At 56.9% G+C, this 24,140-nt stretch carries 19 protein-coding genes and 2 pseudogenes; 6 read left to right on the top strand and 15 right to left on the bottom strand.

Features of this window, described 5'->3' with window-relative positions:
* Nucleotides 1-79 precede the first annotated feature (79 nt).
* From AM329_RS04370 to AM329_RS04315, 12 genes are all read right to left on the bottom strand, one after another.
* On the bottom strand, nt 80-529 hold the full coding sequence (locus AM329_RS04370) for a T6SS amidase immunity protein Tai4 family protein (RefSeq protein ID WP_022651413.1): 450 nt from the start codon (nt 527-529) through the stop codon (nt 80-82).
* Nucleotides 514-1,008, bottom strand: a complete 495-nt coding sequence (locus AM329_RS04365) for a T6SS effector amidase Tae4 family protein (RefSeq protein ID WP_022648411.1) — start codon at nt 1,006-1,008, stop codon at nt 514-516. Before AM329_RS04365 ends, AM329_RS04370 begins: the two co-directional genes overlap by 16 nt.
* A 3-nt stretch (nt 1,009-1,011) precedes the next feature.
* The gene (locus tag AM329_RS04360) at nt 1,012-1,437 is read right to left on the bottom strand and encodes a Rap1a/Tai family immunity protein (RefSeq protein ID WP_022651414.1); all 426 of its coding nucleotides are present in this window, start codon (nt 1,435-1,437) and stop codon (nt 1,012-1,014) included.
* 79 nt (nt 1,438-1,516) lie between these two features.
* Nucleotides 1,517-3,016: a type VI secretion system contractile sheath large subunit gene (tssC, locus tag AM329_RS04355; RefSeq protein ID WP_006810956.1), complete on the bottom strand. Its 1,500-nt coding sequence runs from the start codon at nt 3,014-3,016 to the stop codon at nt 1,517-1,519.
* A gap of 3 nt (nt 3,017-3,019) precedes the next feature.
* Nucleotides 3,020-3,544, bottom strand: coding sequence for a type VI secretion system contractile sheath small subunit (tssB, locus tag AM329_RS04350; RefSeq protein ID WP_045135571.1), 525 nt, complete (start codon nt 3,542-3,544; stop codon nt 3,020-3,022).
* 75 nt (nt 3,545-3,619) lie between these two features.
* Nucleotides 3,620-4,636, bottom strand: coding sequence for a type VI secretion system protein TssA (gene tssA, locus AM329_RS04345; RefSeq protein ID WP_032609478.1), 1,017 nt, complete (start codon nt 4,634-4,636; stop codon nt 3,620-3,622).
* A gap of 11 nt (nt 4,637-4,647) precedes the next feature.
* A complete protein-coding gene (gene tagF / locus AM329_RS04340; RefSeq protein ID WP_032609480.1) occupies nt 4,648-5,364 on the bottom strand; it encodes a type VI secretion system-associated protein TagF in 717 nt (238 codons plus the stop codon).
* A gap of 16 nt (nt 5,365-5,380) precedes the next feature.
* On the bottom strand, nt 5,381-9,001 hold the full coding sequence (gene tssM, locus AM329_RS04335) for a type VI secretion system membrane subunit TssM (RefSeq protein ID WP_032609482.1): 3,621 nt from the start codon (nt 8,999-9,001) through the stop codon (nt 5,381-5,383).
* A gap of 2 nt (nt 9,002-9,003) precedes the next feature.
* Complete coding sequence (locus tag AM329_RS04330) at nt 9,004-10,242, bottom strand: DotU family type VI secretion system protein (RefSeq protein ID WP_003859963.1); 1,239 nt, start codon at nt 10,240-10,242, stop codon at nt 9,004-9,006.
* A 17-nt stretch (nt 10,243-10,259) separates the two neighbouring features.
* A complete protein-coding gene (tssK, locus tag AM329_RS04325) occupies nt 10,260-11,603 on the bottom strand; it encodes a type VI secretion system baseplate subunit TssK (RefSeq protein ID WP_032609483.1) in 1,344 nt (447 codons plus the stop codon).
* Nucleotides 11,604-11,631: 28 nt separating this feature from the next.
* Complete coding sequence (gene tssJ, locus AM329_RS04320) at nt 11,632-12,135, bottom strand: type VI secretion system lipoprotein TssJ (protein ID WP_015570327.1); 504 nt, start codon at nt 12,133-12,135, stop codon at nt 11,632-11,634.
* A gap of 23 nt (nt 12,136-12,158) precedes the next feature.
* Complete coding sequence (locus AM329_RS04315; protein WP_006810964.1) at nt 12,159-12,653, bottom strand: hypothetical protein; 495 nt, start codon at nt 12,651-12,653, stop codon at nt 12,159-12,161.
* 848 nt (nt 12,654-13,501) lie between these two features.
* Here AM329_RS04315 and AM329_RS04310 point away from each other — a divergent pair.
* From AM329_RS04310 to AM329_RS04300, 3 genes are all read left to right on the top strand, one after another.
* Nucleotides 13,502-14,482, top strand: a complete 981-nt coding sequence (locus tag AM329_RS04310; RefSeq protein WP_023314314.1) for a GlxA family transcriptional regulator — start codon at nt 13,502-13,504, stop codon at nt 14,480-14,482.
* Nucleotides 14,483-14,560: 78 nt separating this feature from the next.
* Nucleotides 14,561-15,571 carry a type I glyceraldehyde-3-phosphate dehydrogenase gene (gene gap / locus AM329_RS04305; RefSeq protein ID WP_032609486.1) on the top strand — a complete coding sequence of 337 codons (1,011 nt, stop codon included), beginning with the start codon at nt 14,561-14,563 and terminating at the stop codon, nt 15,569-15,571.
* 213 nt (nt 15,572-15,784) lie between these two features.
* Nucleotides 15,785-17,467, top strand: coding sequence for an alpha,alpha-trehalase (locus AM329_RS04300; protein WP_032609487.1), 1,683 nt, complete (start codon nt 15,785-15,787; stop codon nt 17,465-17,467).
* A gap of 85 nt (nt 17,468-17,552) precedes the next feature.
* On the opposite strand, the gene AM329_RS04295 is transcribed toward AM329_RS04300, so the two are convergent.
* The gene (locus AM329_RS04295) at nt 17,553-19,655 is read right to left on the bottom strand and encodes a TonB-dependent siderophore receptor (RefSeq protein ID WP_039264689.1); all 2,103 of its coding nucleotides are present in this window, start codon (nt 19,653-19,655) and stop codon (nt 17,553-17,555) included.
* Nucleotides 19,656-19,815: 160 nt separating this feature from the next.
* On the opposite strand from AM329_RS04295, the gene AM329_RS04290 reads away from it, so the two are divergent.
* Nucleotides 19,816-20,547, top strand: coding sequence for a flagellar brake protein (locus tag AM329_RS04290; RefSeq protein WP_023314318.1), 732 nt, complete (start codon nt 19,816-19,818; stop codon nt 20,545-20,547).
* Between the two features lie 37 nt (nt 20,548-20,584).
* On the opposite strand, the gene emtA is transcribed toward AM329_RS04290, so the two are convergent.
* Nucleotides 20,585-21,196, bottom strand: a complete 612-nt coding sequence (gene emtA, locus AM329_RS04285) for a membrane-bound lytic murein transglycosylase EmtA (RefSeq protein ID WP_017384310.1) — start codon at nt 21,194-21,196, stop codon at nt 20,585-20,587.
* A gap of 107 nt (nt 21,197-21,303) precedes the next feature.
* Here emtA and ldcA point away from each other — a divergent pair, with 107 nt between their 5' ends.
* Both ldcA and AM329_RS04275 read left to right on the top strand, forming a co-directional pair.
* A complete protein-coding gene (ldcA, locus tag AM329_RS04280) occupies nt 21,304-22,218 on the top strand; it encodes a muramoyltetrapeptide carboxypeptidase (protein ID WP_032609491.1) in 915 nt (304 codons plus the stop codon).
* Between the two features lie 97 nt (nt 22,219-22,315).
* A pseudogene (locus tag AM329_RS04275) lies at nt 22,316-23,983 on the top strand (potassium/proton antiporter); the annotation flags it as partial.
* Here AM329_RS04275 and AM329_RS26030 read toward each other — a convergent pair.
* A pseudogene (locus tag AM329_RS26030) lies at nt 23,936-24,040 on the bottom strand (hypothetical protein); the annotation flags it as partial. The pseudogenes AM329_RS04275 and AM329_RS26030 overlap by 48 nt on opposite strands.
* Nucleotides 24,041-24,140: the final 100 nt, after the last annotated feature.

Here is a 24,140-nt window from a genome sequence, read left to right as displayed (position 1 = left end):
TGCCTCATATCAAACGACCCGTGTCATTTGACAGTCTTACATTCCCCCTGAATGAAAGGAAAGAATGTGAAGTCTTTTACTACTGCGGATTATCCTGAATCCAGGTACGATCAGGATCGCCAATGATGAGCTGCGGAACCAGTTTATTCAGTTCGTCACTATGATAAAGACGTAGACAATTTAAGGTTACGCCTTTTACATCAGGTTTGCGCTCCGAGTGGAAACCATTAATTTGGTTTTTATACTTCCCAATAATGGCGTTAACTTTGTCAGTACCGTTTTCAGCATCAAACGGTATCCATTCAATAAATGCGCTCGCACTGCGGGCCGCATCAGCAGAAAATTGACTGCCTTTATCTGCTACCTGCGCAAGGCAGCGCGCCAGGACAAAATCTTTAACCACCTGCCGGTATGTTTGCTGCTGATAAAAATCAACGTAAGGGTTGTCACCGCGAGCAGAAAAAGATAAGCAAGTGAGCAAAAGAAATACGGTCTTTAAACACCTGAATATAATTATTTTAATTCCCAAAACCAGATTTCCTGACAGTACGGAAAGCAATCGGAGTTACATATAAACGAATTATTACTCAGAGGCTCGATAAGGTCGATATGACCACCGCCATACCCATCAATTTTATTGAAGAAAACAACACCTTTTCGGCCCAACATTGAGCGTGCACCAGCCTCGCGGTCTTTAAAGATTTCTGCCTTGCCAAACACATGGGATTTATAAAGCTGATCGGCAAGTAATTTTGCGCCAGGCTCGATTGTTTTTCCCTTATAGGGACCGGTCTTTATGGGTAAACGCCCTGTAAATTCAACATTACATTTTAACAATGCCAGGCTCATTCTTACCGCACAGGTATTTTCGTATGCCGGTTGTTGCTTGATAATCGTCGAATAATCGTAGCCAATTTCTGAAAAAACCTGTTCACCCGAGGCAAAACCCGCGCGTGTGTGATTTGAAGAGTAATGCTGACGTTTAAGTTGTTCGTATAATGGTCTCATTTGTCACTCTCCTTTTTTGCACGGGCGTAATTCTTTCATGCCGTCAATGATGATTTTTGAAGCGCGCTCCTCGCCTTGCTGTTTCGATAAGTTCGCAAAACGAGAATAGAGAAACTCATGTATTGTATTTGGCAAAAAAGGCCTGCCCTTGCACCATGCAGTGCCCTCAGACGCGTCGACTACGCCGAGAAGATACATATTTGCCTTAATGCGTTCACGTTCATTCGTTTTCGACAGCCAGGCTTTAGCAAAACGCTCTGCACTCAGATTTAAATCGTACCCTGTTAACAGCGTCGGATCGCGTTGGAAGTTTGATGTGTCATCCTGAGGCAATGCTTCCGCTTGAGGGTATTTATAATTTCCGGCGTCCGCGCTTGCGAGAGTAGAAACTGCCAGCAAACTGGTCGCGATCACAAGTATATGTTTCACCGTATATCCTTATTCACTGACAGAAATAAGTTAAGCTTTTACGCACAAATGGCCGGCCCCTGCGGGCCGGCAATTATTATCACGCGTCTTTCGTCTTCAGCGACGGCAGTTTAGATACCAGACGCAGGGAAACGGTCAGACCTTCCAGCTGGTAGTGCGGACGCAGGAAGAACTTCGCGGCGTAGTAGCCCGGGTTGTCTTCGATTTCTTGCACCTGCACTTCCGCCGCCGCCAGCGGTTTACGGGACTTGGTTTCCTGGGAGGAGTTCGCCGGGTCACCGTCGACGTAGTTCATCACCCAGTCGTTCAGCCAGCGTTCCATCTCTTCGCGCTCGCGGAAGGAGCCGATTTTGTCGCGCACGATGCACTTCAGGTAGTGAGCAAAACGACAGCAGGCGAACAGGTAAGGCAGACGGGAGGCCAGGCGCGCGTTCGCGGTGGCGTCCGGGTCATGATACTCGGCCGGTTTTTGCAGGGACTGCGCGCCGATGAAGGCGGCGAAGTCGGAGTTTTTGCGGTGAACCAGCGGCATAAAGCCGTTTTTCGCCAGTTCCGCTTCACGGCGATCGCTGATGGCGATCTCGGTCGGGCACTTCATGTCCACGCCGCCGTCATCGCTCGGGAAGGTGTGGCACGGCAGGTTTTCCACCGCCCCGCCGGATTCGACGCCGCGAATCGAGGTGCACCAGCCGTACTCTTTAAAGGAGCGGTTGATGTTGGCCGCCATCGCATAGGCCGCGTTCGCCCAGGAGTAGCTGTTGTGGTTCGCGCCGTCGGTCTGCTCTTCAAAATCAAAGCTGTCGACCGGGTTGGTGCGAATGCCGTACGGCAGGCGCGACAGGAAGCGCGGCATCACCAGGCCCAGATAGCGGGCATCTTCCGATTCACGCAGTGAACGCCAGGCGGCGTATTCGGTGTTCTGGAAGATTTTGGTCAGATCGCGCGGGTTAGCCAGTTCCTGCCAGGACTCCATCTGCATCACGCCCGGTGCGGTACCGGTGATGAACGGACAGTGGGCCGCGGAGCCAATGCGCGCCATCTCGCCCAGCAGCTCAACGTCCTGCGGGCTGTGGTCGAAGTAGTAGTCGCCTACGATGCAGCCAAACGGCTCGCCACCGAACTGGCCGTACTCCTGCTCGTAGATTTTTTTGAAGATCGGGCTCTGGTCCCAGCCCACGCCCTTGTAGCGCTTCAGGGTGCGGCCCAGCTCCTGCTTGGAGATGCTCATAAAGCGGATCTTCAGCATCTCGTCGGTTTCGGTATTGTTCACCAGGTAGCTCAGGCCGCGCCAGGCGCTCTCCAGCTTCTGGAACTCCTCGTGGTGAATGATCTGGTTCACCTGCTGCGAAAGCTGCTCGTCAATACCGGCAATCAGGTTCTGAATGGTGCGGTAGGTATCGTTTGAGAAGGTCACGGTGTTTTCCAGCGCCTGCTGCGCCAGGGTTTTAACCGCGCTTTCTACGGCAGAGCGCGCCTGATCGGTTTTCGGGCGGAACTCTTTATTCAGCAGCGCGCTGAACTCGTCCTGGCTGAACGCCTGGCCCGCCTGCTGATCGTGTTGTTGAGTCTGGTTGCTCATCGATTATTCCTCGCTACCTTTCGCACTTTCGTCATTTTTCGGCAACTGGCTCAGGGATTTGAGCAGCGTCGGATCCTGAAGGATTTTTGCAATCAGCTCTTCCGCGCCGTTTTTGCCGTCCATGTAGGTCAGCAGGTTGGAGAGCTGGGTACGGGCTTCCAGCAGCTTGTTCAGCGGCTCTACTTTACGGGCCATCGCGTCCGGCAGGAAGTCGTCCATGCTGTCAAAGGTCAGATCGACGTTGAGCTTACCTTCGCCGGTCAGGGTGTTATCCACCTGGAACGCCACGCGCGGCTTCAGCGCCTTCATGCGTTCGTCGAAGTTGTCGATGTCGATTTCCAGGAATTTACGCTCGTCGACGGCTGGCAGGTTTTCCACCGGCTTGCCAACCAGATCGGCCATAACGCCCATCACAAACGGCAGCTGAATTTTGCGTTCTGCACCGTAGATCTCTACGTCGTATTCGATCTGCACGCGGGGAGCACGGTTGCGTGCGATGAATTTCTGTCCACTGTTACTCATTGCCATGATGTTCTCCATCAAAGATGCGCGGTGAAGGTGAAACGGCAGACTCCATGCCTGTCGCCATAATGCCAGGACGCGTCATTCGCGGCGTCCAAAGATGTTTTCCAGTTGGTTAACGCCGTCTGGCGCCAGGTCGCGAATAATGTCCATAAAGTTGAGTTCAGACAGCCGCTGCACCCGTTCAATCATCAGCGGTGCGGGATGGCTGGGTTCGTACTGCGCAAAGTACTGTTTCGCTTTTTCCAGCATTAGCTGCGCGTCGGCGCGGCTGGTCACCTGCACGCTGCGCCAGTCGGTGACCGGCTGAACGGGCTGCGCTGCCGCAGGCTGCGGCTCAGCGTGCTGTTCAGCCTGCGCGTCACGGTTCGACAGCAGCTTACTGATGTCGGTCACCTGACACGCGCTGGCGACCAGCCCGACGGTTTTCAGCAGCTGTTCCATCTCCGGTACGCCACTTTCCCCGAGATAGCCGGTAAGCAGTTCGCGGATGGCCAGCAGGCGTTCGTTGATCACGATTACCGCTTCGGTGCCGGGCTGATCGCCCCGGGCCAGCTCATCGATCAGTCGTGGACGCCCGCCCGGATAATCCGGACACTCGGTTTTACTGCCGTCAAGCAGCGCCTGGGCGTCACGGAGCGAAATCTCATCGCCGTTTGAGCGGAGCAGTGAGGCGTTACGTACCGCTACCGTCAGGTCAGATTTATCACTCAGCCCGGCGAGGGCGTTGATGCGGTAGAACGGATCGGTTTCGCCATACTCTTCCAGCAGCGGGTAAAGCTGCTCCCAGTAACGGGACAGGGCTTCCTGCACCAGCAGTAGCCCGTCGGCGTAACCTGCCAGCCCGCGACGACGTGTCCAGGCATGGGTTAACGCCAGCATGACGCGAAGATCTTTGGTGCGTCCCAGTAGGCTGGTGGCGAGTTTTTCCACCGTGTTCCAGTCGGCAGGCTCTGCCGGAATGATGGTGTCGCCAAACTGCTGCTCGGCTTTGCCCTGACTGGCCTGCCCCATGGCCTGGAAATCAGCGTCGTACTCCAGGTTTTCACCGCAGGGGTTGTCGGGGCTTATCGGCGCGAGAAATTCATCGATATTCATAAGATCCCTGCTTATTCAAACATAGGCGGGTAAAGACCGTGGCGGCCCGGACGGGCGCCGCCTGCCGGATCGAACAGCAGCGTAAAGAGCTGCCCGGTAAAGTTTCCGCTGTGGACGTGGGTGTACAGCGGATAGCCGTCGCAGCGGTTTGTCCACCAGTAGCTGGTCTGGCGCAGCGGATCAAAACACTCCGCCGCCTGCGGCCAGCCCAGCGTGCTCTGACCCTCGTCGTCATAGCCAATCACGTCGAGAATGTCGGAGCGCTTTTGCGGCTCAACCGGCTGGGGCGCCGGGATGGTCATCAGCGTTTCATCCAGCTGGGAGGCAGAATAGCTGTTACGCACCGCGTGCAGCCCCAGACGACCAAGCTGCTGGTACCAGCTCTCAGCCTGCCCGAGCAGGCGGGATGACCACTCGGCGGGAGTGAAACTCAGTTGCAGGCATACCGGATAGTGGCGGCCTACGCTGTCACGGCCCGGCAGCAGGCAGCCCATCTGAATCATCTGGCTACCGAGCATCGGCGGGACGACAAAGTTCCACACCGGGGCTTTAGAAAACGGGCGCTCGCCGCTGCGCTGCTCTTCCTGTTGCCAGGCCAGCAGGCCGACCTGGAACCAGTGCGACCACTGGCGTTGCAGGGTATCCGGAAAGCGACGCTGCAAAAAATCTCCGGCGCTGGGTAATTTGCCATACCAGCTATAACGGTTCATCGCAGGGGTATTCGTCATACGGCTGTCCTTGCGGTTATGGGCATGAGAAACGGGGAAGCTGGAACGGGTTGCGGATGCTGTTCGGGGCAAACTCCAGCGTGACCTGATGTCCGTCGACGTTGAACGTGGCCTGACGGCTCAGGCTACCCGCGCCAGGGCTGGTGCGCGCCTTGTCGAAAAAGCGGTTGAGCGCCCAGGAACCGTTGGTCACCAGCGTTGCGGTGCTGCCATTGGCCAGACCGAGCTGCATACGCACCTGGTTCGTCCCGCCCGGCCCCGGCCAGGTCATGATCTGCACCGCCTGCGGACCGTGGCTGTAGCGCAGCAGTTGGCCGTCCACGTCCAGCGTCAGGTTCAGAATGGTGTTGTCCATCCGCACGGTGCGCACCGTCACCTTAAAGGATGGCGTGGTCGCGCCGTTGGCGAAAAAGGCATCGCGGACAGACTGCGCCTGCTGGAACGGACGCAGCAGCCCTTCACTGCCCGGCAGCGTTTTACCGTCAATGCCCGGCATAAAGCGCCAGTTCGCCTGGGTGGTGTCCACCTTGTTGGTCAGGTTGTCGCGGAAAAAGGTGTCCATCAGTCCGGTGCCCGGCGCGAACATGCGGGCGAGATCGTCCGGCGTCACCTCGGTGCTGGCGCTGCGCACCAGCGGGTAACGCCCGGCAATCGCCTGACGGCAGAACCCGCCCACTTCCACGTTGATGCGCTTACGCACGTTCTCCAGATCGCGACGCTGGGTATCGCTGCTGGCGCCCACGGCCATATTACTGAACATGGTTTGCAGCCCGCCCGGCAGACGGCCCGCGCTGGCTTGCAGGCGGCTGATGGCATCGCCGCCCGGCGCGGGCATACCGCTGTTTGCTGCATCCTGAACGGCTGTCAGGTAGCGATAAAGCTCGTCAACCTGCTTGAGAAAATCATCAAAGACGATGGTCTTACCGCCCTTCTCCAGCGGCTGCGCCAGCTCAATCATCGGCGCATAGTGGTCGGTCACCAGTTGCTCAGGCGCCTGCGTCACAACCGCGCCCTGCGTCGGGGCATTGTCACCGTTGCTGAACAGCGCTTCCAGCGTACGGGTGGCGCGGTTGCTTTGGTCTTCCGCTTTCTGCGCATCTTCCGGGGCAGGCGCAGTGCGCGACAGGGTCAGCACCTTGCTCAGGTTAAGTACCAGACGGCGCAGCGGCGAGTTGGTGCCTGAAAGCAGGCGCGCGGTGTTGATGCGCTGGGAAAGATCGGCGCTGTTGTTGAGCTGTATGTCCGCGAGAAAGCGATCCCAGTTGACGATAAAGTCGCGCATGTAGAGCTGGCGCACGGCGTTATCGATCTGCTGTTTATCTTCCTGGGCAGCGGTTGCTCCCAGCACCCAGGCATCATCTTCGTGCAGGGCGGTGGTCACGCTGTCGATCTGGTCGTTGAAGCTCTTCCAGTAGCCGTCCGGTGTATACAGACCCGGTACGCCTTCACTCACCGGCTTGCCGCTCTTACGGGAAAACACCAGCTCGCTCTGCGGGCCGCCGAGATCTGAAAGCGAAACCGGCTTCAGGTTCTCATCATGCTCCAGCAGACGTTTCAGGCGGCCATATACGCGGGTGGAGAGCGGCTGCTGGTTGATGAGCGCCCTTTCACGGGCCACCAGATCCTCATCCTGCGCATACGGTGAAGCCTGAATTTTTGGCTCCAGCAGCTGGGTCAGGTGCCATTCCAGCTCCTGAAGCTGCGCCTGCGTCACGTTCTGCGGCAGGTTGCGTTGCAGGTTGAGCATTACCCACGAGTGCAGGAATTTGCCGTCATAGTGCTTCGGCTGGTAGAGCATCTGATAGGCTTTCAGCGCCTCATAGCTATACTCCACATCGCTGCCGTTGTCGTTGCGCAGCCAGGTGGTAATGTGCATCGCCACAGCAGGCAGCAGCATCTGATCCAGCGCCTTCTGATACAGAGACTGCGAGGCATCGCTGACGTCATCCCCGCGATAAAGCCCCATGCGGCGGGAAACCGGCGGGTCGTTAACGTCGAAGGCATCGCTTTTCGGCAGATCCACCAGGCTGTTAAGCAGCGGCAGAAGCGCAAACAGATCGCGCTGGGGCTGGTTTTGCAGCGCCTTGCTCTGCTGCTCCAGCATCGGCACTTTTGCGTCCACTTCTTCCAGATAGGCTTTATTTTTAGCGTAGCTGGTCAGCCACAGGCCACCCAGGATCACCAGCAGAGCCAGCAGCGCCGCGTAGCCGGACCACATCACGGCGCGGTTGCGAAGCTCCCACCAGCGGTTTTCCCCGGCGATGCCCGCTTCCTGGAAAATCACGTTTTGCAGCAGGTTCTTAATGAAGAAGCTTTGACCCTTCGCGCCCGGGATCGGCGCCTCTTTGCTCACCGAATCCCAGCGCGTGCTTTCCTCCCCTTCAGGTAAGGAGAGCGCGCGGTTCAGCTCGCCCATCACGCGGTCAAACGGCATCCCTTCCTGGGTGCCGCTGGCGAAGTAGATGCCGCGCGGCGAAAATTCGGTTTCGAAGTTTGAGCGGGCAAAGACCGTGCTCAGGTAGTCTGCCAGCAGCGGACGCAGCGCGGCGAACTCCTGCGGGAAGAGATAGGCTTCCGCACGGGTTTTGGCGTCATGCTCTTTGAGCATGGTTTCCGGAAGGCCCGCATCCAGACGCTGTTGCAGCAGGGAAAATTCCTGCTGGAAGTTGCCCATAAGATCGTAATCGGCGTGTTTGGTCTGCTCCCACGGCAGCGTAAAGCCCCAGATCTGGTCGCGCTGGGCTTTGTCGTAATCCGCAAACCAGGCGCGGAAGCCTTTAAGCAGGTCCGCTTTGGTCACCATCACATAAACCGGGAAGCGAATACCCAGCTGTTCATGCAGCTCGGAGAGACGCTGGCGCAGGTTGACCGCCTGCTGTCGGGAGGCCTCAGCGGACTGCGAAAGCAGGTCGGAAATACTGATAGTAATAATCACGCCGTTGATGGGCTGGCGACGGCGGTATTTACGCAGCAGGTTGATAAATTCCAGCCACTCCCCGGCGTCCTGAACCTGCTCACTCTCCTGAGTGGTATAGCGCCCCGCGGTATCCAGCAGAACCGCCTCGTTGGTAAACCACCAGTCACAGTTGCGCGTGCCGCCAATGCCGCGCAGCGCGGTTTTACCGAAGCGATCCGCCAGCGGGAATTGCAGCCCGGAGTTGGCCAGCGCGGTGGTTTTACCGGAACCTGGCGCGCCAATAATGACGTACCACGGCAGCTGATAGAGGTATTGCGTGCTGAAGCGCTGCGTCCACTGTGCGCCATGTCCCGCTTTGCTGAAGTGGGCTTTTTTCAGCATCTGGGCGGCTTCATCGAAACGCCCGGCAAGGATCTGCTCCTCGCTGTTCAGACGTTTCTGCGGATCGGCCGCCTCCGGGCTGGTGGTATTTTCGTTGAGCTTGTCCATCAGCTTACGGTTCAGCCAGGCGTTATACATCCGCGGCAGAATGTGGCTCTGGGCCCAAATCAGGTAGACCACCGCAATGCTGATGACGCGGTTCTGCTCTGATTCAAGCGGGCGGGTATCTACGATGGACAACAGCGGGCCAATCATCCAGATGACCGCCGCGAGCGCCGTTACGCCCAGGAAGCTCCACAGAATGCGATTGGTCAGTATAGAAAGTAGAGTAGTCAGCATCCTTAGTTTCCTTGCGGCAATCCGTTCAGCTCGGCCTGGGTATTGTCAGGCGACACCAGCAGCGTAATCTCCACGCGGCGGTTACGGGCGCGATTTTCAGGCGTGGTGTTAGGCGCTACCGGGTTGATCTCGCCCCGCCCTTCGGCTTTGACGCGCTCAGGCTGCGAGAGGCTACCCTGGAGCTGTTTTTGCACCGAACGGGCGCGCTCAAGCGAGAGTTCATAGTTGGAGGCGAAGCGTGCGCTGCGGATCGGCACGTTGTCGCTGTACCCAACCACCAGAATTTTGCCGCTGACGTTATTCATCGCCTGGGCGATGCGGTCGATGACCGGCTCATAGCGATCGCGCACCACCGTTGAGGCCGAGGCAAAGAGTCCGTCCCCTTTCAGGATCACCACGCTGCGATCCGCCTCATCCTTAACGGCCACCAGACCGGCATCAATTTCCGGTTTCAGGAAGCCGCGCAGGTTCAGCACTGCCGGCAGCTGACGCGCAGGCTGCTGGATCGTGGTTTCCGGCAGTTGGGACTGGTAAATTTTCGCCAGTACCGGGCTGGTGTTATCACCCAGACGCCAGTTCAGCACGATATAGAACAGGCAGGCGATAAAGCCGACCAGCGCCACGCACGCCCAGAGTGGGATCATCGGCCGCCAGAGCTTGCGCAGAACGGGGCGATCTTCCGGGTGCGGCGAGAGCGGCGGCGGGTAGCTGCCGCGCACGCCACGGATCATCTGCCACAGGCGCTGTTTGATGGTTTCAAGCTGGGTCCGGCCATTGTCCAGCACGCGGTAGCGGCCTTCAAAGCCGAGCAGCAGACAGTAGTTGATCATCTCCAGCAGCAGAATGTGTTCGCGCGGATTCTGCGACAGACGCGCCAGCAGCTGGAAAAACTTCTCGCCGCCCCAGGTTTCGTTATGAAACGTCACCAGCAGACCATTGCTTGACCAGACGCCGCTGCTTCCCCAGGGAGTCAGCGCGGCGGCTTCGTCCAGCGCCGTGCAGAGGCAGTAGCGCGCGCCGACAATCACTTCATACGGTAAGCCCGCCTGCTGGCATCGCACCTCGAAACGGCGAATTTCGTCAATCAGGCGCTGGCGCAGCCCGACCTGATCGTCGTGGGAAACCGAATGACGGATTTGCGGAATCGCATTGAGCAGCGGATTGGCGGCCGCCACCAGCTGATTGTTCCCACTGGCTCCGGTAAACACGGCATCACTGCCGGTATCCTGTCGTTCCTGCATATTAAGCGCTCGCTTTATTATTCTGTCGGGCTACGGATGGCCCAGAACTCCATATCGAGACCCGGGAATTCCCCTGCGAGATGCAGCGCGAATGCCCCGGACTTGTCCATCTCGTGCCACAGTTCGCTGCCCCTTTCGAGTTCGAAATAGCTGTAGCCTGCATGCCACGGGATCTGCGGCGGCGCGACGGGCATTGCCCGAAGCATGATGCCCGGCAGCTGAAGCTGAACCAGATCGCGGATTTTCGAGACTGGCGCAACCTTCATCTGGGCAGGAAAATGGGTTTGCAGGTGTTCGCCGGGGACATTGGCTTTTACCGCCAGCACGAAGCCAAATTCGCGGACCATGCTGGTCTCCGGCACGGTGGCGATGTTCAGACCGTGGGAGCGTTCGTGCAGCGGCAGCTGGATGGCATGATCTTCCATCACCAGCGACAGTCCCTGACGCAGCATCAGCATCAGTTTGCTGAAGCAAACGGCGAGATCGTCATGGTCGTATACCGGCAGTATGCTCTCTGCGGTACGCTGCGGCGTCCAGGTGGCGAGCTCCGTGGCAAACGGCAGCCAGCTGCGCCAGAGCGCTTCCGGATGAAGCAGCGGCAGCGTTTTTAAATGTGAGACATCGCCAAGGTGGCGGTTGATCAGCGAGAGAAGCGTGAACTCAACCATCTCAGACGTATTGAAACGCCCCGGCTGGCGCAGGCGGCCGCCGATCTGCTGGCTACGCTGCACCAGCAAGCCGTGCAGGTCATTGATCATGCCGAACAGCTGCGGGCTGTTATTGGCGTTCAGCATTGGCGGGATGTAGCTGTTATCCAGCCGCACGTGGTTGTCGTTGCGCTTTTCAGCGACGTACGCCACGCCGATGGCGGTCCATTCTGCCGTCAGATCTTTCTCCAGCATCAGGGTCAGACGCAGGCGGCCAAACTGAACCGTCGCCTCCCCGACCGACATCGCGTTGTCGTCTTCCACCTCTTGTTCAAAGGTAATAAAACGCGCCAGAGAAGACTGCTCCTCGCTGAAAATCACCTCTTCACGGCCACCGCGACGAACCGGCAGCGCAAGCACCACCTTTTCATTGGTGAGATTATCGGGGATTTTTAGCGTAGCCGGACCGTTGCGGTCGCTGCGCACCTGGAAAAAGGTGCCGTCAGGCAGCAAACCGCTACAGTAGCTGAGGGCAATACAGCCCTGGCGAAGCATCGCTTCATCCAGCTCAAGGTCGAGAAAGCCCCAGAGATACGAACGCTGCAAGGCCCCCCACTCACGAACGTGGTTGAGGAGGTAACTTTCTGTCCGCTGAAAATGGTGGGGACGCAGGAACATGCCCTCGGTCCAGACGACCTTTTCTGCTTTCGTCATGATGATCTCTTTCCTGTTATGAAGGGCGTTACTGGCTGATGACCCGGATACCATTTACGTCAAGGAAGACGCTGGCCTGGAGTTCATCTGCGGACCATTTCCAGAACTGGTAAATCGCGTTTTCGCCGGGAACAGGCAAAGGAAGTGAGACGCGCCATTTTTTGCCGTCCAGCGCCTGGTATTCCGCCATCACGCCGATATAACGCGCTTCCGGTGAGCTTTGCCCGCTCAGGGTTTTCGAAAGCTGGCCCGGCATCAGGAAGAACACATCGCTGTTCAGCAGATTCGCGCCAAGCGTGGCTGACGCGTTGTTCTGTAAGGAGTAGAAGTCACTGGACATGAAATCCGCATCGGATTTCAGCAGCAACACTCTGACCTTAAGCGGCGCAGAATCATTGATTTGAGGATGAGCCTGAAACTGAAGATTGTAGCGGGAGGGGTCGCTGTGTGAAGACGACGTACAACCACCGATCAGCGCGAAAATCAACGCAAAAAAAGGGAACCACATCCGATGAAAATTTTTATTATTCATAAAAATATGCTCGTGAAACCCGTTTAGTTCAGGATCCAGGTACCGTTCGCGCTGTCTTTGCAGGCTTTGCTGTTGCCATCGACATCAACACAGGTGGTTTTCTTACGCGCTTTCGGGCGCAGTGCCTGTTTACGCACGGTGGCTTCGTACTGGTCAGCCTTGATCACGGCACGCATCGGCACATAACCAATCAGCTGTTCACTCCCTTCATCGGCCAGCGCCATCCAGAAATGTTCAACCTGCCCCAGCACGACGTAAGTTTTGCCGGTCTCAAGCGTACGGATCACTTTTCCACCGTAGTCAGGACGGCTCATCAGGGATGCCGGGTACATGGCACGATACGGTTCATTCACTTGAGTGAACTCCGCCGGAGGGGTAACAGCGTGACGGTGCGTCAGCGTGATGCCATTCACCTGGCTGGTCACAATCGTATCATCGGTGATCGCTGGTTTTTGCGGCGCCTTACAGCCCGCCACCGCCATAACAAACAGAAGTGATAACAATACACGCAGTTTCATATGCTTTTCCGTAGCGATATTTAGAGGATGAAGAGAGGGGGATAAAATTTGACTTAGGTGCTATTGTTAAAATAGTCGGGATATTTTCAGCAGGTAACTATTTTAAGGCATAGCTACCGCACGAACCCAACAGAAATGGGCCCAGCATGCTCCTGACATATTTTGACAAACGGTAGACAAGTTTACATGAGCTTGTCATCAATTCAATATTTCTTGCCTGCTTAATGGCGTTTAATGATACGCCCAATGCATTATAGGATTAATCTCATAAAAAATGCGCACTTAGCTGAAATCGTCTTTTTCTTAGACGAATTTCTAGCGTAACTGTATGAAAATTAATGGCTAAAAAGGCAAAAGAGAACCACTATCATTAACGTAACCCCTTATTATCGCCACTACCATAATTAGTAGAATTTCATTTTTTCTGTGCGCTGTGGGATATATCTGGGATATTTTCATTGTTGCATCTGGAAGATAACTTTTATTGGGTGCGTGCATCCCGCATTAACAAATGACGGTGAAGAAAATGGCAGGGATTTAATTTTGCGATCCGAAATAACCTACTCGAAATTATCCTCCGAGGTTATTTTTTGAGCCTTAATAATTAAGCATGGCTACATCTTTTTGTTCTCTTATTGTTCAGAACACTTCATTGCAGCCCATAAACTGGGGGTTTCAGCGGCAGTAACAGTAAACCTAACGCAAAAAGTTTTACCGTTACTACATATTTCTTTTACTTCTTTCCAACATCTGCCGTTCCACGCTTTCACCCGGCACGCCTCATTTGTCTCTGCGACGGTGTTTGTCTGCCGCTTGACTTATTTTGTGATAAAGGTACTTTTCAGGACATGAAGAAGATCCTGATTATCGTACCTGACGGTGGCATGTTGTTTGAGGCTGCCGGTATCGCCGACATTCTGATGCAGGCCAACCGGCTGCACCCGGACGGCCTGGCGCAGCCCCGCTACTGCATCATTATCGCCACCACCCAGCCTCACCTGGTGATCCACGGCCAGTCCGGCTTAAACCTGCTGGCGGACTATCGCCTGCCGGAGCTGGATCCGCGCGAGCCGCTGGATACGATCATCATTACCGGTCGTGGCATGAATGAACAGGAAAGCACCGCGGTGGTGGACTGGCTGCACCTGGCCGCGCCGCATGCGCGCCGCGTCGCCTCTGTCTGCGGCGGGGCCCTGCTGCTGGCACAGGCCGGACTGCTCGATGGGCGCCGGGCGACGACCCACTGGCGGCTGCTGGAAACCCTGAAAACCCGCTATCCTGCGGTCAACGTTGAGGGCGGCCCGCTCTATGTTCAGGATGGCCCCGTCTGGACGTCCGGCGGCGTCAGTTCCGGGTTTGATCTGACGCTGGCGCTGGTGGAGGATGATTACGGCTTCACCCTCGCCCGCAACGTGGCGCAGGATATGGTGATGTACCTGCGTCGGCCTGGCGGCCAGCTACAGTTCAGCCGCTATAAACTGGAGCAGTCCGGCGCGACCGGACCGGTTAGCGAACTGCAAAGCTGGATCCTGCAAAACCTCACCGCAGATTTGTGCGTCGAAAGGCTGGCCGAACGGGTCGCCATGAGTCCGCGCAATTTCACCCGCGTGTTCACGCGTGACGTCGGTGTACCTCCGGCCCGTTATGTCACCGAAGCGCGCCTGGCCGCCGCACGACAGCTTCTGGAGCAGACCTCGTATCCGCTTGAGGTCATTGCCGAAAAAAGCGGGTTTGGGACCAGCATCAACCTGCGCCGCGTTTTTGAAAAGCAGCTTCATCTCACGCCGGGCGAATATCGCCAGCGCTTCCACTGCCGCAGAATGGCGTAATCTGATCCTTTTTTGTCATTTACGCCATCCGACCTGACGCCTAAAGTCACTCCAGACAACACAGATTAGGAGTGCATCATGGTTAAGGTCGGTATTAACGGTTTCGGCCGTATCGGACGTAATGTTCTTCGCGCGGCGCTGGGCAACCCGGATCTCCAGATTGTGGCCATTAACGATCTGACGGACAGTAGAACCCTCGCCCATCTGCTGAAATATGACTCTCTGCTCGGCACGCTGCCGGTGCCCGTTGAAGCGGCGGACGGCGCGCTACAGGTTGACGGGCAACGCATCATCGTATTCAGTGAACGCGACCCGGCAAACATTGCGTGGAAAGACGCTGGCGTTGAGGTGGTAATCGAAGCCACCGGCTTCTTCACCGAACGTGAAAAAGCAGCGGTGCATATCACGAGCGGCGGCGCAAAACGCGTCATTATTTCCGCCCCGGCTAAAAATGATGATCTGACGGTGGTAATGGGCGTGAACCACACGCTGTACGATCCGGCCCAGCATTTTGTAGTCAGCAACGGGAGTTGCACCACTAATGGTCTGGCGCCAGCGGCGCAGGTGCTGCACCAGCAATTTGGCATTGAACACGGGCTGATGAACACCACGCATGCCTACACCAACAGCCAGGCGCTGCATGACCAGCCGGAAAAAGATCTGCGCGGCGCGCGCGCGGCAGCATTATCCATTGTGCCTTACTCCAGCGGCGCGGCAAAAGCGCTCGGGAAAGTGATCCCCGAACTTGACGGTAAACTCACCGGATATTCCCTGCGCGTACCGGTTCCGGTGGTGTCGATTGTCGATCTGACGGTGACGCTGAGCCGCAACGTGACCGCCGAAGAGGTGAATGACGCGTTCCGTCAGGCCGCCGTCAGCGGGCCGCTGAAAGGCATCCTGGGCTACAGCGATGAACCGCTGGTCTCCCGTGATTATCAGGGCGACCCGCGCTCATCCATCATCGACGGGCTTTCAACGCTGGTGATTGGCGGGAATATGGTGAAGATCCTGTCGTGGTATGACAACGAATGGGGCTTCTCGAACCGTCTGGTGGATCTGGCGGTGCTTATGGATAAAAAAGGGTTGTAGGGCTTAAGCCGGGTGGCTTGAAGCTTACCCGGCCTTTCTGTGATGTGGTTAAAAATTAAGTAAACCACCCCCGGTGTTGTGAAAGCGCACCCGAATTATCTGGTTATGTGAAAAATGGGATATTCAACACGCGAAGTTAACGATATTCGTCTAAGGTTTTCAGGTAATTGACAACAGCGGTCACGCTGCTCAGTGAAGACAGGAGACGAACCGATGATAAGACCTCGCGCACGACGCCCCGCTTTTTTACCCCTTGCGTTGGCAGGCGCACTACTCGGTGTTACCGCATTTGGTTATGCTGAAGACCAGCCAACGAGCCAGCAAAGCTCACCTGATATCCTTCTTGGCCCCCTCTTTAATGACGTACAGAGCGCCAAACTCTTCCCGGATCAGAAAACCTTCGCGGATGCCGTTCCCAAAAGCGACCCGCTAATGATCCTGGCGGATTACCGGATGCAGCATACCCAGTCCGGTTTTGACCTGCGCCACTTCGTGGAGATGAACTTTATCCTGCCGAAGGAGGGTGAGAAATATGTTCCCCCTGAGGGCCAGAGCCTGCGCGAACACATAGACGATCTGTGGCCTGTTCTGACCCGCACCACCGACAAAGCGAACAAATGGGACTCCCTCCTGCCTCTGCCAAAACCCTATGTCGTGCCGGGAGGACGCTTCCGCGAAGTCTATTACTGGGACAGCTATTTCACCATGCTGGGGCTGGCCGAGAGCGGCCACTGGGATAAGATCGGCGACATGGTGGACAACTTCGCTTACGAGCTTGATACCTGGGGCCATATCCCTAACGGTAACCGCACCTACTACCTGAGCCGCTCTCAGCCGCCGTTCTTCTCGCTGATGGTGGAATTGCTGGCCACGCATGACAGCGACGCGTTAAAGAAATACCGTCCGCAGATGGAAAAAGAGTATGCCTACTGGATGGAGGGGGCTGATGGGATCCAGCCTGGTCAGGCGAACAAACGCGTGGTGAAGCTGGATGATGGCGCGATCCTCAACCGCTACTGGGACGATCGGGACACGCCGCGCCCTGAGTCGTGGCTGGATGACGTCACCACCGCCAAAAATAACCCTAACCGTCCGGCCACCGAGATCTATCGCGATCTGCGCTCTGCCGCGGCCTCGGGCTGGGATTTCAGCTCCCGCTGGATGGACGATCCTCAGAAGCTGGATACCATCCGCACCACCAGCATCGTGCCGGTGGATCTGAATGCGCTGATGTTTAAGATGGAAAAACTGCTGGCCCGTGCCAGCCAGGAAGACGGGGATACCGCCAGCGCAAGTAAATATGACGCGCTGGCCTCCGCACGTCAGAAAGCCATGGAGAGCCACCTGTGGAACGATAAAGAGGGCTGGTATGCGGATTACGATCTGAAAACCAGGAAGGTGCGTAATCAGCTGACTGCCGCGGCCCTCTTCCCGCTGTATGTGAAGGCCGCATCACAGGATCGCGCCGATAAAGTGGCCGCAGCCGCATCGTCGCGCCTGCTGAAACCGGGCGGTATTTCTACCACCACCATCAACAGCGGGCAGCAGTGGGATGCGCCGAACGGCTGGGCGCCGTTGCAGTGGGTAGCGGTGGAAGGGTTGCAGAACTATGGTCAGCAGAAAGTGGCGATGGACGTGACCTGGCGTTTCCTGAAAAACGTTCAGCATACCTACGATCGCGAGAAGAAACTGGTTGAGAAGTACGATGTCTCTTCGACCGGTACCGGCGGTGGCGGCGGTGAGTATCCGTTGCAGGACGGTTTCGGCTGGAGTAACGGCGTGACGCTCAGGATGCTGGACATAGTCTGCCCGAAAGAGAAGCCATGCGACACCGTACCGGAGAATCAGCCTGCGGCAAACGATGATGTTGCACCTGCGAAACAGGCGGCGCAGTAGCGCCCCTCACCCTGACCCTCTCCCCAAAGGGGCGAGGGTCAGGTTCCGTGCAATAAAGTGACCCGCTAGCGCCACCGGGCTTTTTTCAGAAGCTGTAACTCGCCCCGACCTGGAAGGTGCGGTCGCGGCCTATCCAGCAGTTGGTCGCGTCATAGCAGGTGAGCGTCTCTTTGTTGGTGACGTTCTGCGCGCTCGCTTTCAGCGTCAGCCCCTCCAGCGATGGCGCCAGTTCACCCATGCGGTAAGATGCCGCCAGATCGTACTGCGTCGTACCGCCCAGCTTGCCTGCGTCGTTGGCTGGCGAGATCTCCATCGGCCCGGTGTAGCGTGCGCCTCCCCCCAGCGTTACCCCTCTCAGCGGCGTGCTGTCGAAGGTGTAATCGCCCCACAGATTAAAGGCGTTCTCAGGGACCTGCGTCGGTCGTTTGCCCTGGTACTTTTCATCTTCGGTATTGATGGCGTGGGTGTAGGCATAGTTGGCAATCAGCGTCAGGTTATCCGTTGGACGACTCATAGCGGAAAGCTCCGCGCCTTTCGATTCCACTTCCCCGGTCTGGCGATAGTTGAGGAAGCCCGGATCGCTGGTCACCACATTTTTCTGACGAATGTTAAACACCGAGGCGGTGAAGGTGGTTGCGTATTCCGCCAGCAGGTATTTCACCCCACCCTCCACCTGCTTGCTGGTGGTGGGCTTAACGTCTTTCGCGGTCAGCGTGCCCTGCGGCGATACTGGGGCGAACCCTTCTGAATAGCTGATAAACGGCGAGAGTCCATTGTCGAAGGCATAAAGCGCGCCCAGTCGTTTGGTGAGGCGATCCTGCGATACCCAGGCTTTGTCACCGTTTTGCAGATAGTTAGTGGTGACGGAACGGTAGTCGTCATAGCGCAGGCTGGCCAGCACGTTCAGCCCGCCAAACGCAATCTGATCCTGGAGGTAATAGCCATTCTGCTGATAGCTGAGTCGGTTTTTCTGCGCGGTTTCAAGCCCCAGCGCATCGTTATCGATCTGCGAGTGATCCGGATGACGCATATCGATACCCGGGGTGGATGAGGCGTAACGATAATGGAAGTGAGAGTTCAGCTTCTGGTAGTCAAAGCCCGCCAGCAGATGATGTTTCCAGTCCCCCAGCGCGACGGTTCGGGTGACCTGGTTATCAATATTGAAGCTCTGCAAATCTTCATCCGTGGTATAGGCGAAGCGGTTAAGCTGGTAGACCTCGCTGCCCGTCCCGGTGGAATAGGCGCTGCGCTGGTGGGTGTCCACGTCAAAGTAGCGCGCTTTCTGGTTAAAGCCCCAGCCACTGTCAAACTCATGCTCAAAGCTGTATCCCAGCATCCACTGGCGCTGCTTAAAGCCGCTCCACTCATCCCCGGCATAGTCACGACGATCGGCGTATTTAGACCGCAGATAGCTTAGCGGCATCGGATCAGACGGCGTCAGGCTCGGCGTATTTTGCGCCAGCGCGTCAATGGTCAGGCGCGTTTTGTCATCAGGCTGCCAGGTCACGGAGGGGGCCACCAGATAGTTTTCATAGCGCGTGGTGTGCGCCTGTTCGTCACTTTCCGTCGCTTTGCCCAGCAGGCGATAGTTCCAGTCGCTGTTCGCGATCTGCCCCGTGGAGTCCAGGTATCCCTCTTTCAGATTGCGGTTTCTGGTATTAAAGCCCAGTTCCGTTTTCGCCTCTTTCTGCGGCTTTTTACTCTGAATATTGACCAGCCCGCCCGGTGAGCCGCCGCCATACAGCACGGATGACGGCCCCTTCAGGATATCGACGCTCTCAATCAGCAGCGGATCGATTCGCGCTTTGGTGTTCCCGGTGACGTTATAGGGAAGTTGCAGGCCGTTGTAGAACTCCTGATCGACGTTGAACCCGCGGATTTTGTACTCGCTCATGTAAGAGGTGCTCCCGCGCACCTCCGTGGAAACGCCCGGCGCATAGCGCAGGATCTCGTTTACCGAACTGGCGTGCCGCTGCTCAATCTCTTTAGCGGCAATGGTGTTGATCACCTGCGGCGTTTTACTTTCCGCGACGGCTGATTTCGTGGCGCTGTTGGTCCAGGCAGGAAGCGCGCTGCCCTGCTCTGTGCCTGTCACCACGATGGTGGATTCTTCTGCGAAAGCCTGTGTTTGCAATGCCAGCGTGACGGCGCCTGCCAACGCGCATAACGCAAAACGTGAAGTGCTCATAGTGTCGTCTTGTTATTAGATGGTATTGGGAACGGCAATTATTATCATTTCCATTAGCAAATCAATATCGGCGGAGAAAAACAGATCGTTTGTATTAAGTTTCATGCCCGCGTGCCGATAACCCAGAGACAGTCTGTGATCTATCGAGGAGCCATCTGGCGTGAGTAGCTACAGTGAGCAGTTCCTGAAACAAAATCCGCTGGCTGTATTAGGGGTGTTACGCGACCTGAAAAAAGGCGAGGTGCCGCTGCGCATCAACTGGTCAACCAGCCAGTTTATCAGCAAGATCCTGGACGTGACGGCAGAGCACCTGATCGTCGATCTGGGTAGCCAGAGCGATGAAAACCGTGCCGCGCTACAGGCAGAGAATCTCTCGGTGATGGCCGAAACGCAGGGGGCGAAAGTCGAGTTTGTGCTGCCTCGTCTGACCACGATCGCGTACCAGGGTTTGCCTGCGTTTATCGCTCCCCTGCCCGCTAACCTCTGGTTCGTGCAACGCCGGGAGTTTTTTCGCATCAGCGCTCCGCTTCACCCGGCCTATTTCTGTAAGGCAAAAATGCCGGACAAAAAAGAGATCCGCTTTCGTCTCTTCGACCTGTCGCTGGGCGGCATGGGCGCGTTAATGGATACGCCGAAGCCGGAAGGGCTGGTGGAAGGTATGCGTTTTAGTCAGATCGAGCTGGATATGGGCGGATGGGGACGCTTCTGGTTTGACGCCCAACTGATTGCCATCAGCGAGCGCAAGGTGGTGGACGGCAAAAACGAAACCATTACCACGCCGCGACTGAGCTTTCGCTTTCTGAATGTCGGGCCAGGCGCCGAGCGCGAACTACAGCGCATCATTTTTTCACTGGAGCGTGAAGCGCGGGAACGCGCGAATAAAGTGCGCTGAAAGGCGTCGGGCAGCGTGCTGCCGCCCGACAAAGGCGTTACATAGCGTCCATCGCTTTCTGGACTTTCCAGATATAACGTGGAGCCTGTGCTGACGGATGATTCTTCACAACGTGCTCGAAGAATTCATCTTTATCCATATCGTTAATCTCTTCTATCGCCTCTTTGCGATCGGATGAGAAGGTTCGGAGCAGCGCGCCGGCTCCGTTAACGTACGACACCACCAGTGCATATTGCATCACTTCCGGATCGTCAATCCCCTTCAGAATGCCATGCTCGAGAATGCTCAGGTAAGCGGTTCCCATAGAGATATTACGCTCCGGGTTTTTCAGCTCGCTGGTGGATGGCTGTCCCTTCCAGCCCATGTAGCGATAGACCTCTCTTCCCGCCGTCGAGGCTTTTAACTGCATCAGCCCCACCGCATTCGATTTACTCACCAGCGTCGGGTTGCCGCCGGACTCCACGGCAATGATCGCCGTGATCAGACGCGGGCTCACGCCCCAGGCCTTCCCGGCTTGTTCGCTGATCGGCATCCACTGCATGGCCCGCTTTACCGGCACTTCAGGGTTCCAGGGGGGATTTTGATAATCATGTTTTGAACTACAGCCAGCGAGCAGCACAATCAAAAAAGCAAACCATCTCAATTTCACGTCATCTATCCTTATAGCCGGTCATCGCGGTACGTCGCCCCTTGAAGCAGGCGGCGTATAAGCGGCATGATATAGACAATTAGATTCTCATTCAGCAAGGAATTGCCATGCCTCAGTTTCATCTCATCGCACCGTCAGGCTACTGCATCAATCAGGAGGCGGCACAGCGGGGCGTTCAACGCCTGCTGGAAATGGGCCATCAGGTAGAAAATCAGACAATTATCCCCCGCCGCATGCAGCGTTTTGCCGGTACGGAGGCGCAGAGACTGAGCGATATCAACAGCCTGGCGACGCTGGAAGGTGAAAACACCATTGTGCTGGCCGTGCGCGGCGGCTATGGCGCAAGCCGGCTGCTGGAGAGCATCGACTGGGCCGGGCTGGCCGCGCGCCAGCAGCAGGATCCGCTGTTAATCTGCGGACACAGCGATTTCACGGCGATCCAGCTCGGCCTGCTGGCGTTGCATAACGTCATTACCTTTAGCGGCCCGATGCTGGCCGGTAACTTTGGCGCGCCGGAGCTGGATGCGTTTACGCAGGACCATTTCTGGCGCGCCCTGCAAAACCCGACGTTCACCATCGAGTGGCAAGGCAATGGACCGCACTGGGAATGTGAAGGACAGCTGTGGGGCGGCAACCTCGCGATGATGGTGTCGCTAATTGGTACGCCGTGGTTGCCGCAGATCACGGATGGCATACTGGTGCTGGAAGATATCAATGAACACCCGTTCCGTGTCGAACGCATGCTGTTGCAGCTGTATCACGCCGGGATCCTGGATCGGCAGTCGGCCATTGTGCTGGGCAGTTTTAGCGGTTCAGCCCCCAACGATTACGATGCGGGCTATTCCCTGGAGACGATGATTGATTTCATTCGTTCCCGCCTGGATATCCCGGTGATCGCTGGCCTGGATTTCGGCCATGAGCAGCAAACCGTTACGCTGCCGCTGGGCGCCCGGGCGCACCTTGTACACGATAATTCAGGCAGTCGGTTAACAATCAGCGGTCATCCGGTCTTAAAGGCATAAAAAAGCCGTTATTCCCCCTCAATAAAACGCTGTTACCGTTGTTAATATGTTAGGGTTTTAATAACAGCGTTCACATTGAGGTGGGAGTAAGACGACATTGGGTGCCACAGCGATAATCAGTCTTTTCATTCTGGGTTCCATCCTGGTAACCTTCAGCATTTTATTAAGTTCATTTTCATCGCGCCTTGGCATACCTATTCTTGTCATTTTCCTGGCTATCGGCATGCTGGCGGGAGTCGACGGAATCGGCGGTATCCCCTTCGATAATTACCCTTTCGCCTATATGGTGAGTAACCTCGCGCTGGCGGTCATCCTGCTGGACGGCGGTATGCGCACCCAGGCAAGTTCGTTCCGCGTGGCCTTAGGCCCGGCGCTGTCTCTGGCGACCGTCGGGGTGCTGATCACCTCTGGCCTGACCGGTATGATGGCGGCCTGGCTGTTTAACCTCGATATTATGGAAGGCCTGCTGATTGGCGCGATTGTCGGCTCGACCGATGCGGCAGCGGTTTTCTCGCTGCTCGGCGGCAAGGGGCTGAACGAACGCGTTGGCTCCACGCTGGAGATTGAATCCGGCAGTAACGATCCGATGGCGGTGTTCCTGACCATCACTCTGATTGAGATGATCCAGCAGCACGAAACCGGCCTGAGCTGGATGTTCGCCTGGCACATCCTCCAGCAGTTTGGCCTGGGGATTATCATTGGTCTCGGCGGCGGTTACCTGTTACAGCAGACGATCAACCGTATTACGCTGCCTTCCGGCCTTTACCCGCTGCTGGCCCTGAGCGGCGGGATCCTGATCTTTGCCGTCACCACCGCGCTGGACGGCAGCGGTATTCTGGCGGTTTACCTTTGCGGTTTCCTGTTGGGCAACCGACCGATTCGCAACCGTCACGCCATTTTGCAGAACTTCGACGGTCTGGCCTGGCTGGCGCAGATTGCCATGTTCCTGGTGCTGGGCCTGCTGGTGACGCCGTCGGACCTGCTGCCTATCGCCGTACCGGCGCTGCTTTTGTCGGCCTGGATGATCTTCTTCGCCCGTCCGCTGTCGGTGTTTGCCGGGCTGCTACCGTTCCGCGGGTTTAACCTGCGTGAGCGGATATTTATCAGTTGGGTGGGTCTGCGCGGCGCGGTGCCGATTATTCTGGCAGTGTTCCCGATGATGGCCGGGCTGGACAACGCCCGCCTGTTCTTTAACGTCGCCTTCTTCGTGGTGCTGGTGTCGCTGCTGTTCCAGGGGACGTCGCTGGGCTGGGCGGCGAAAAAAGCCAAAGTGGTGGTACCGCCCATTGGCTGGCCGGTCTCCCGCGTGGGGCTAGATATTCACCCTGAGAATCCCTGGGAACAGTTTGTCTACCAGCTAAGCTCCGATAAGTGGTGCGTGGGCGCGTCCCTGCGCGATCTGCATATGCCCGCTGAAACGCGCATTGCCGCCCTGTTCCGGGATAACGCCCTGCTTCACCCGACCGGCAGCACGCGGCTGCGTGAGAACGATATTCTCTGCGTGATTGGCCGCGAGCGCGACCTGCCTGCCCTCGGCAAGCTGTTCAGCCAGTCGCCCCCGGTGGCGCTGGATCAGCGTTTCTTCGGCGATTTTATCCTCGAAGCCAGCGCCCGCTTTGCGGATGTGGCGCTGATTTATGGCCTGGAAGGTGGACTGGAGAATCGCGATAACCAGCAAACACTGGGTGAAATTATTCAGCAATTATTAGGGGCTGCGCCGGTCGTCGGTGACCAGGTGGAGTTTGCCGGGATGATCTGGACGGTAGCCGAGAAAGAAGATAATGCGGTGCGCAAAGTCGGCGTAAGGCCGATGGAGGAAGAGGCGGAGTAGCTGCTTTTTTGCCGGGTGGCGATAACGCTTACCCGACCTACTTTCGGGCTTTTGTAGGCCGGGTAAGGCGAAGCCGCCACCCGGCACATAC

The sequence above is a fragment of the Enterobacter cloacae complex sp. AR_0002 genome, from assembly GCF_001922365.1.
Taxonomy (GTDB): Bacteria; Pseudomonadota; Gammaproteobacteria; order Enterobacterales; family Enterobacteriaceae; genus Enterobacter; species Enterobacter hormaechei_C.
The sequence above is the reverse complement of the archived record's forward strand: the minus strand, read 5'-3'. Positions and strand labels throughout refer to the sequence as shown.

What these genes read in the sequence shown, in the direction of transcription:
- AM329_RS04300 (WP_032609487.1), top strand. Translation starts at nt 15,785, where the DNA reads ATGATAAGACCTCGCGCACGACGCCCCGCTTTTTTACCCCTTGCGTTG.
- tssK (WP_032609483.1), bottom strand. Translation starts at nt 11,603, where the DNA reads ATGACGAAAGCAGAAAAGGTCGTCTGGACCGAGGGCATGTTCCTGCGT.
- tagF (WP_032609480.1), bottom strand. Translation starts at nt 5,364, where the DNA reads ATGACGAATACCCCTGCGATGAACCGTTATAGCTGGTATGGCAAATTA.
- AM329_RS04365 (WP_022648411.1), bottom strand. Translation starts at nt 1,008, where the DNA reads ATGAGACCATTATACGAACAACTTAAACGTCAGCATTACTCTTCAAAT.
- gap (WP_032609486.1), top strand. Translation starts at nt 14,561, where the DNA reads ATGGTTAAGGTCGGTATTAACGGTTTCGGCCGTATCGGACGTAATGTT.
- AM329_RS04315 (WP_006810964.1), bottom strand. Translation starts at nt 12,653, where the DNA reads ATGAAACTGCGTGTATTGTTATCACTTCTGTTTGTTATGGCGGTGGCG.
- AM329_RS04330 (WP_003859963.1), bottom strand. Translation starts at nt 10,242, where the DNA reads ATGCAGGAACGACAGGATACCGGCAGTGATGCCGTGTTTACCGGAGCC.
- tssC (WP_006810956.1), bottom strand. Translation starts at nt 3,016, where the DNA reads ATGAGCAACCAGACTCAACAACACGATCAGCAGGCGGGCCAGGCGTTC.
- tssJ (WP_015570327.1), bottom strand. Translation starts at nt 12,135, where the DNA reads ATGAATAATAAAAATTTTCATCGGATGTGGTTCCCTTTTTTTGCGTTG.
- AM329_RS04295 (WP_039264689.1), bottom strand. Translation starts at nt 19,655, where the DNA reads ATGAGCACTTCACGTTTTGCGTTATGCGCGTTGGCAGGCGCCGTCACG.
- tssB (WP_045135571.1), bottom strand. Translation starts at nt 3,544, where the DNA reads ATGGCAATGAGTAACAGTGGACAGAAATTCATCGCACGCAACCGTGCT.
- AM329_RS04310 (WP_023314314.1), top strand. Translation starts at nt 13,502, where the DNA reads ATGAAGAAGATCCTGATTATCGTACCTGACGGTGGCATGTTGTTTGAG.
- tssA (WP_032609478.1), bottom strand. Translation starts at nt 4,636, where the DNA reads ATGAATATCGATGAATTTCTCGCGCCGATAAGCCCCGACAACCCCTGC.
- tssM (WP_032609482.1), bottom strand. Translation starts at nt 9,001, where the DNA reads ATGCTGACTACTCTACTTTCTATACTGACCAATCGCATTCTGTGGAGC.
- ldcA (WP_032609491.1), top strand. Translation starts at nt 21,304, where the DNA reads ATGCCTCAGTTTCATCTCATCGCACCGTCAGGCTACTGCATCAATCAG.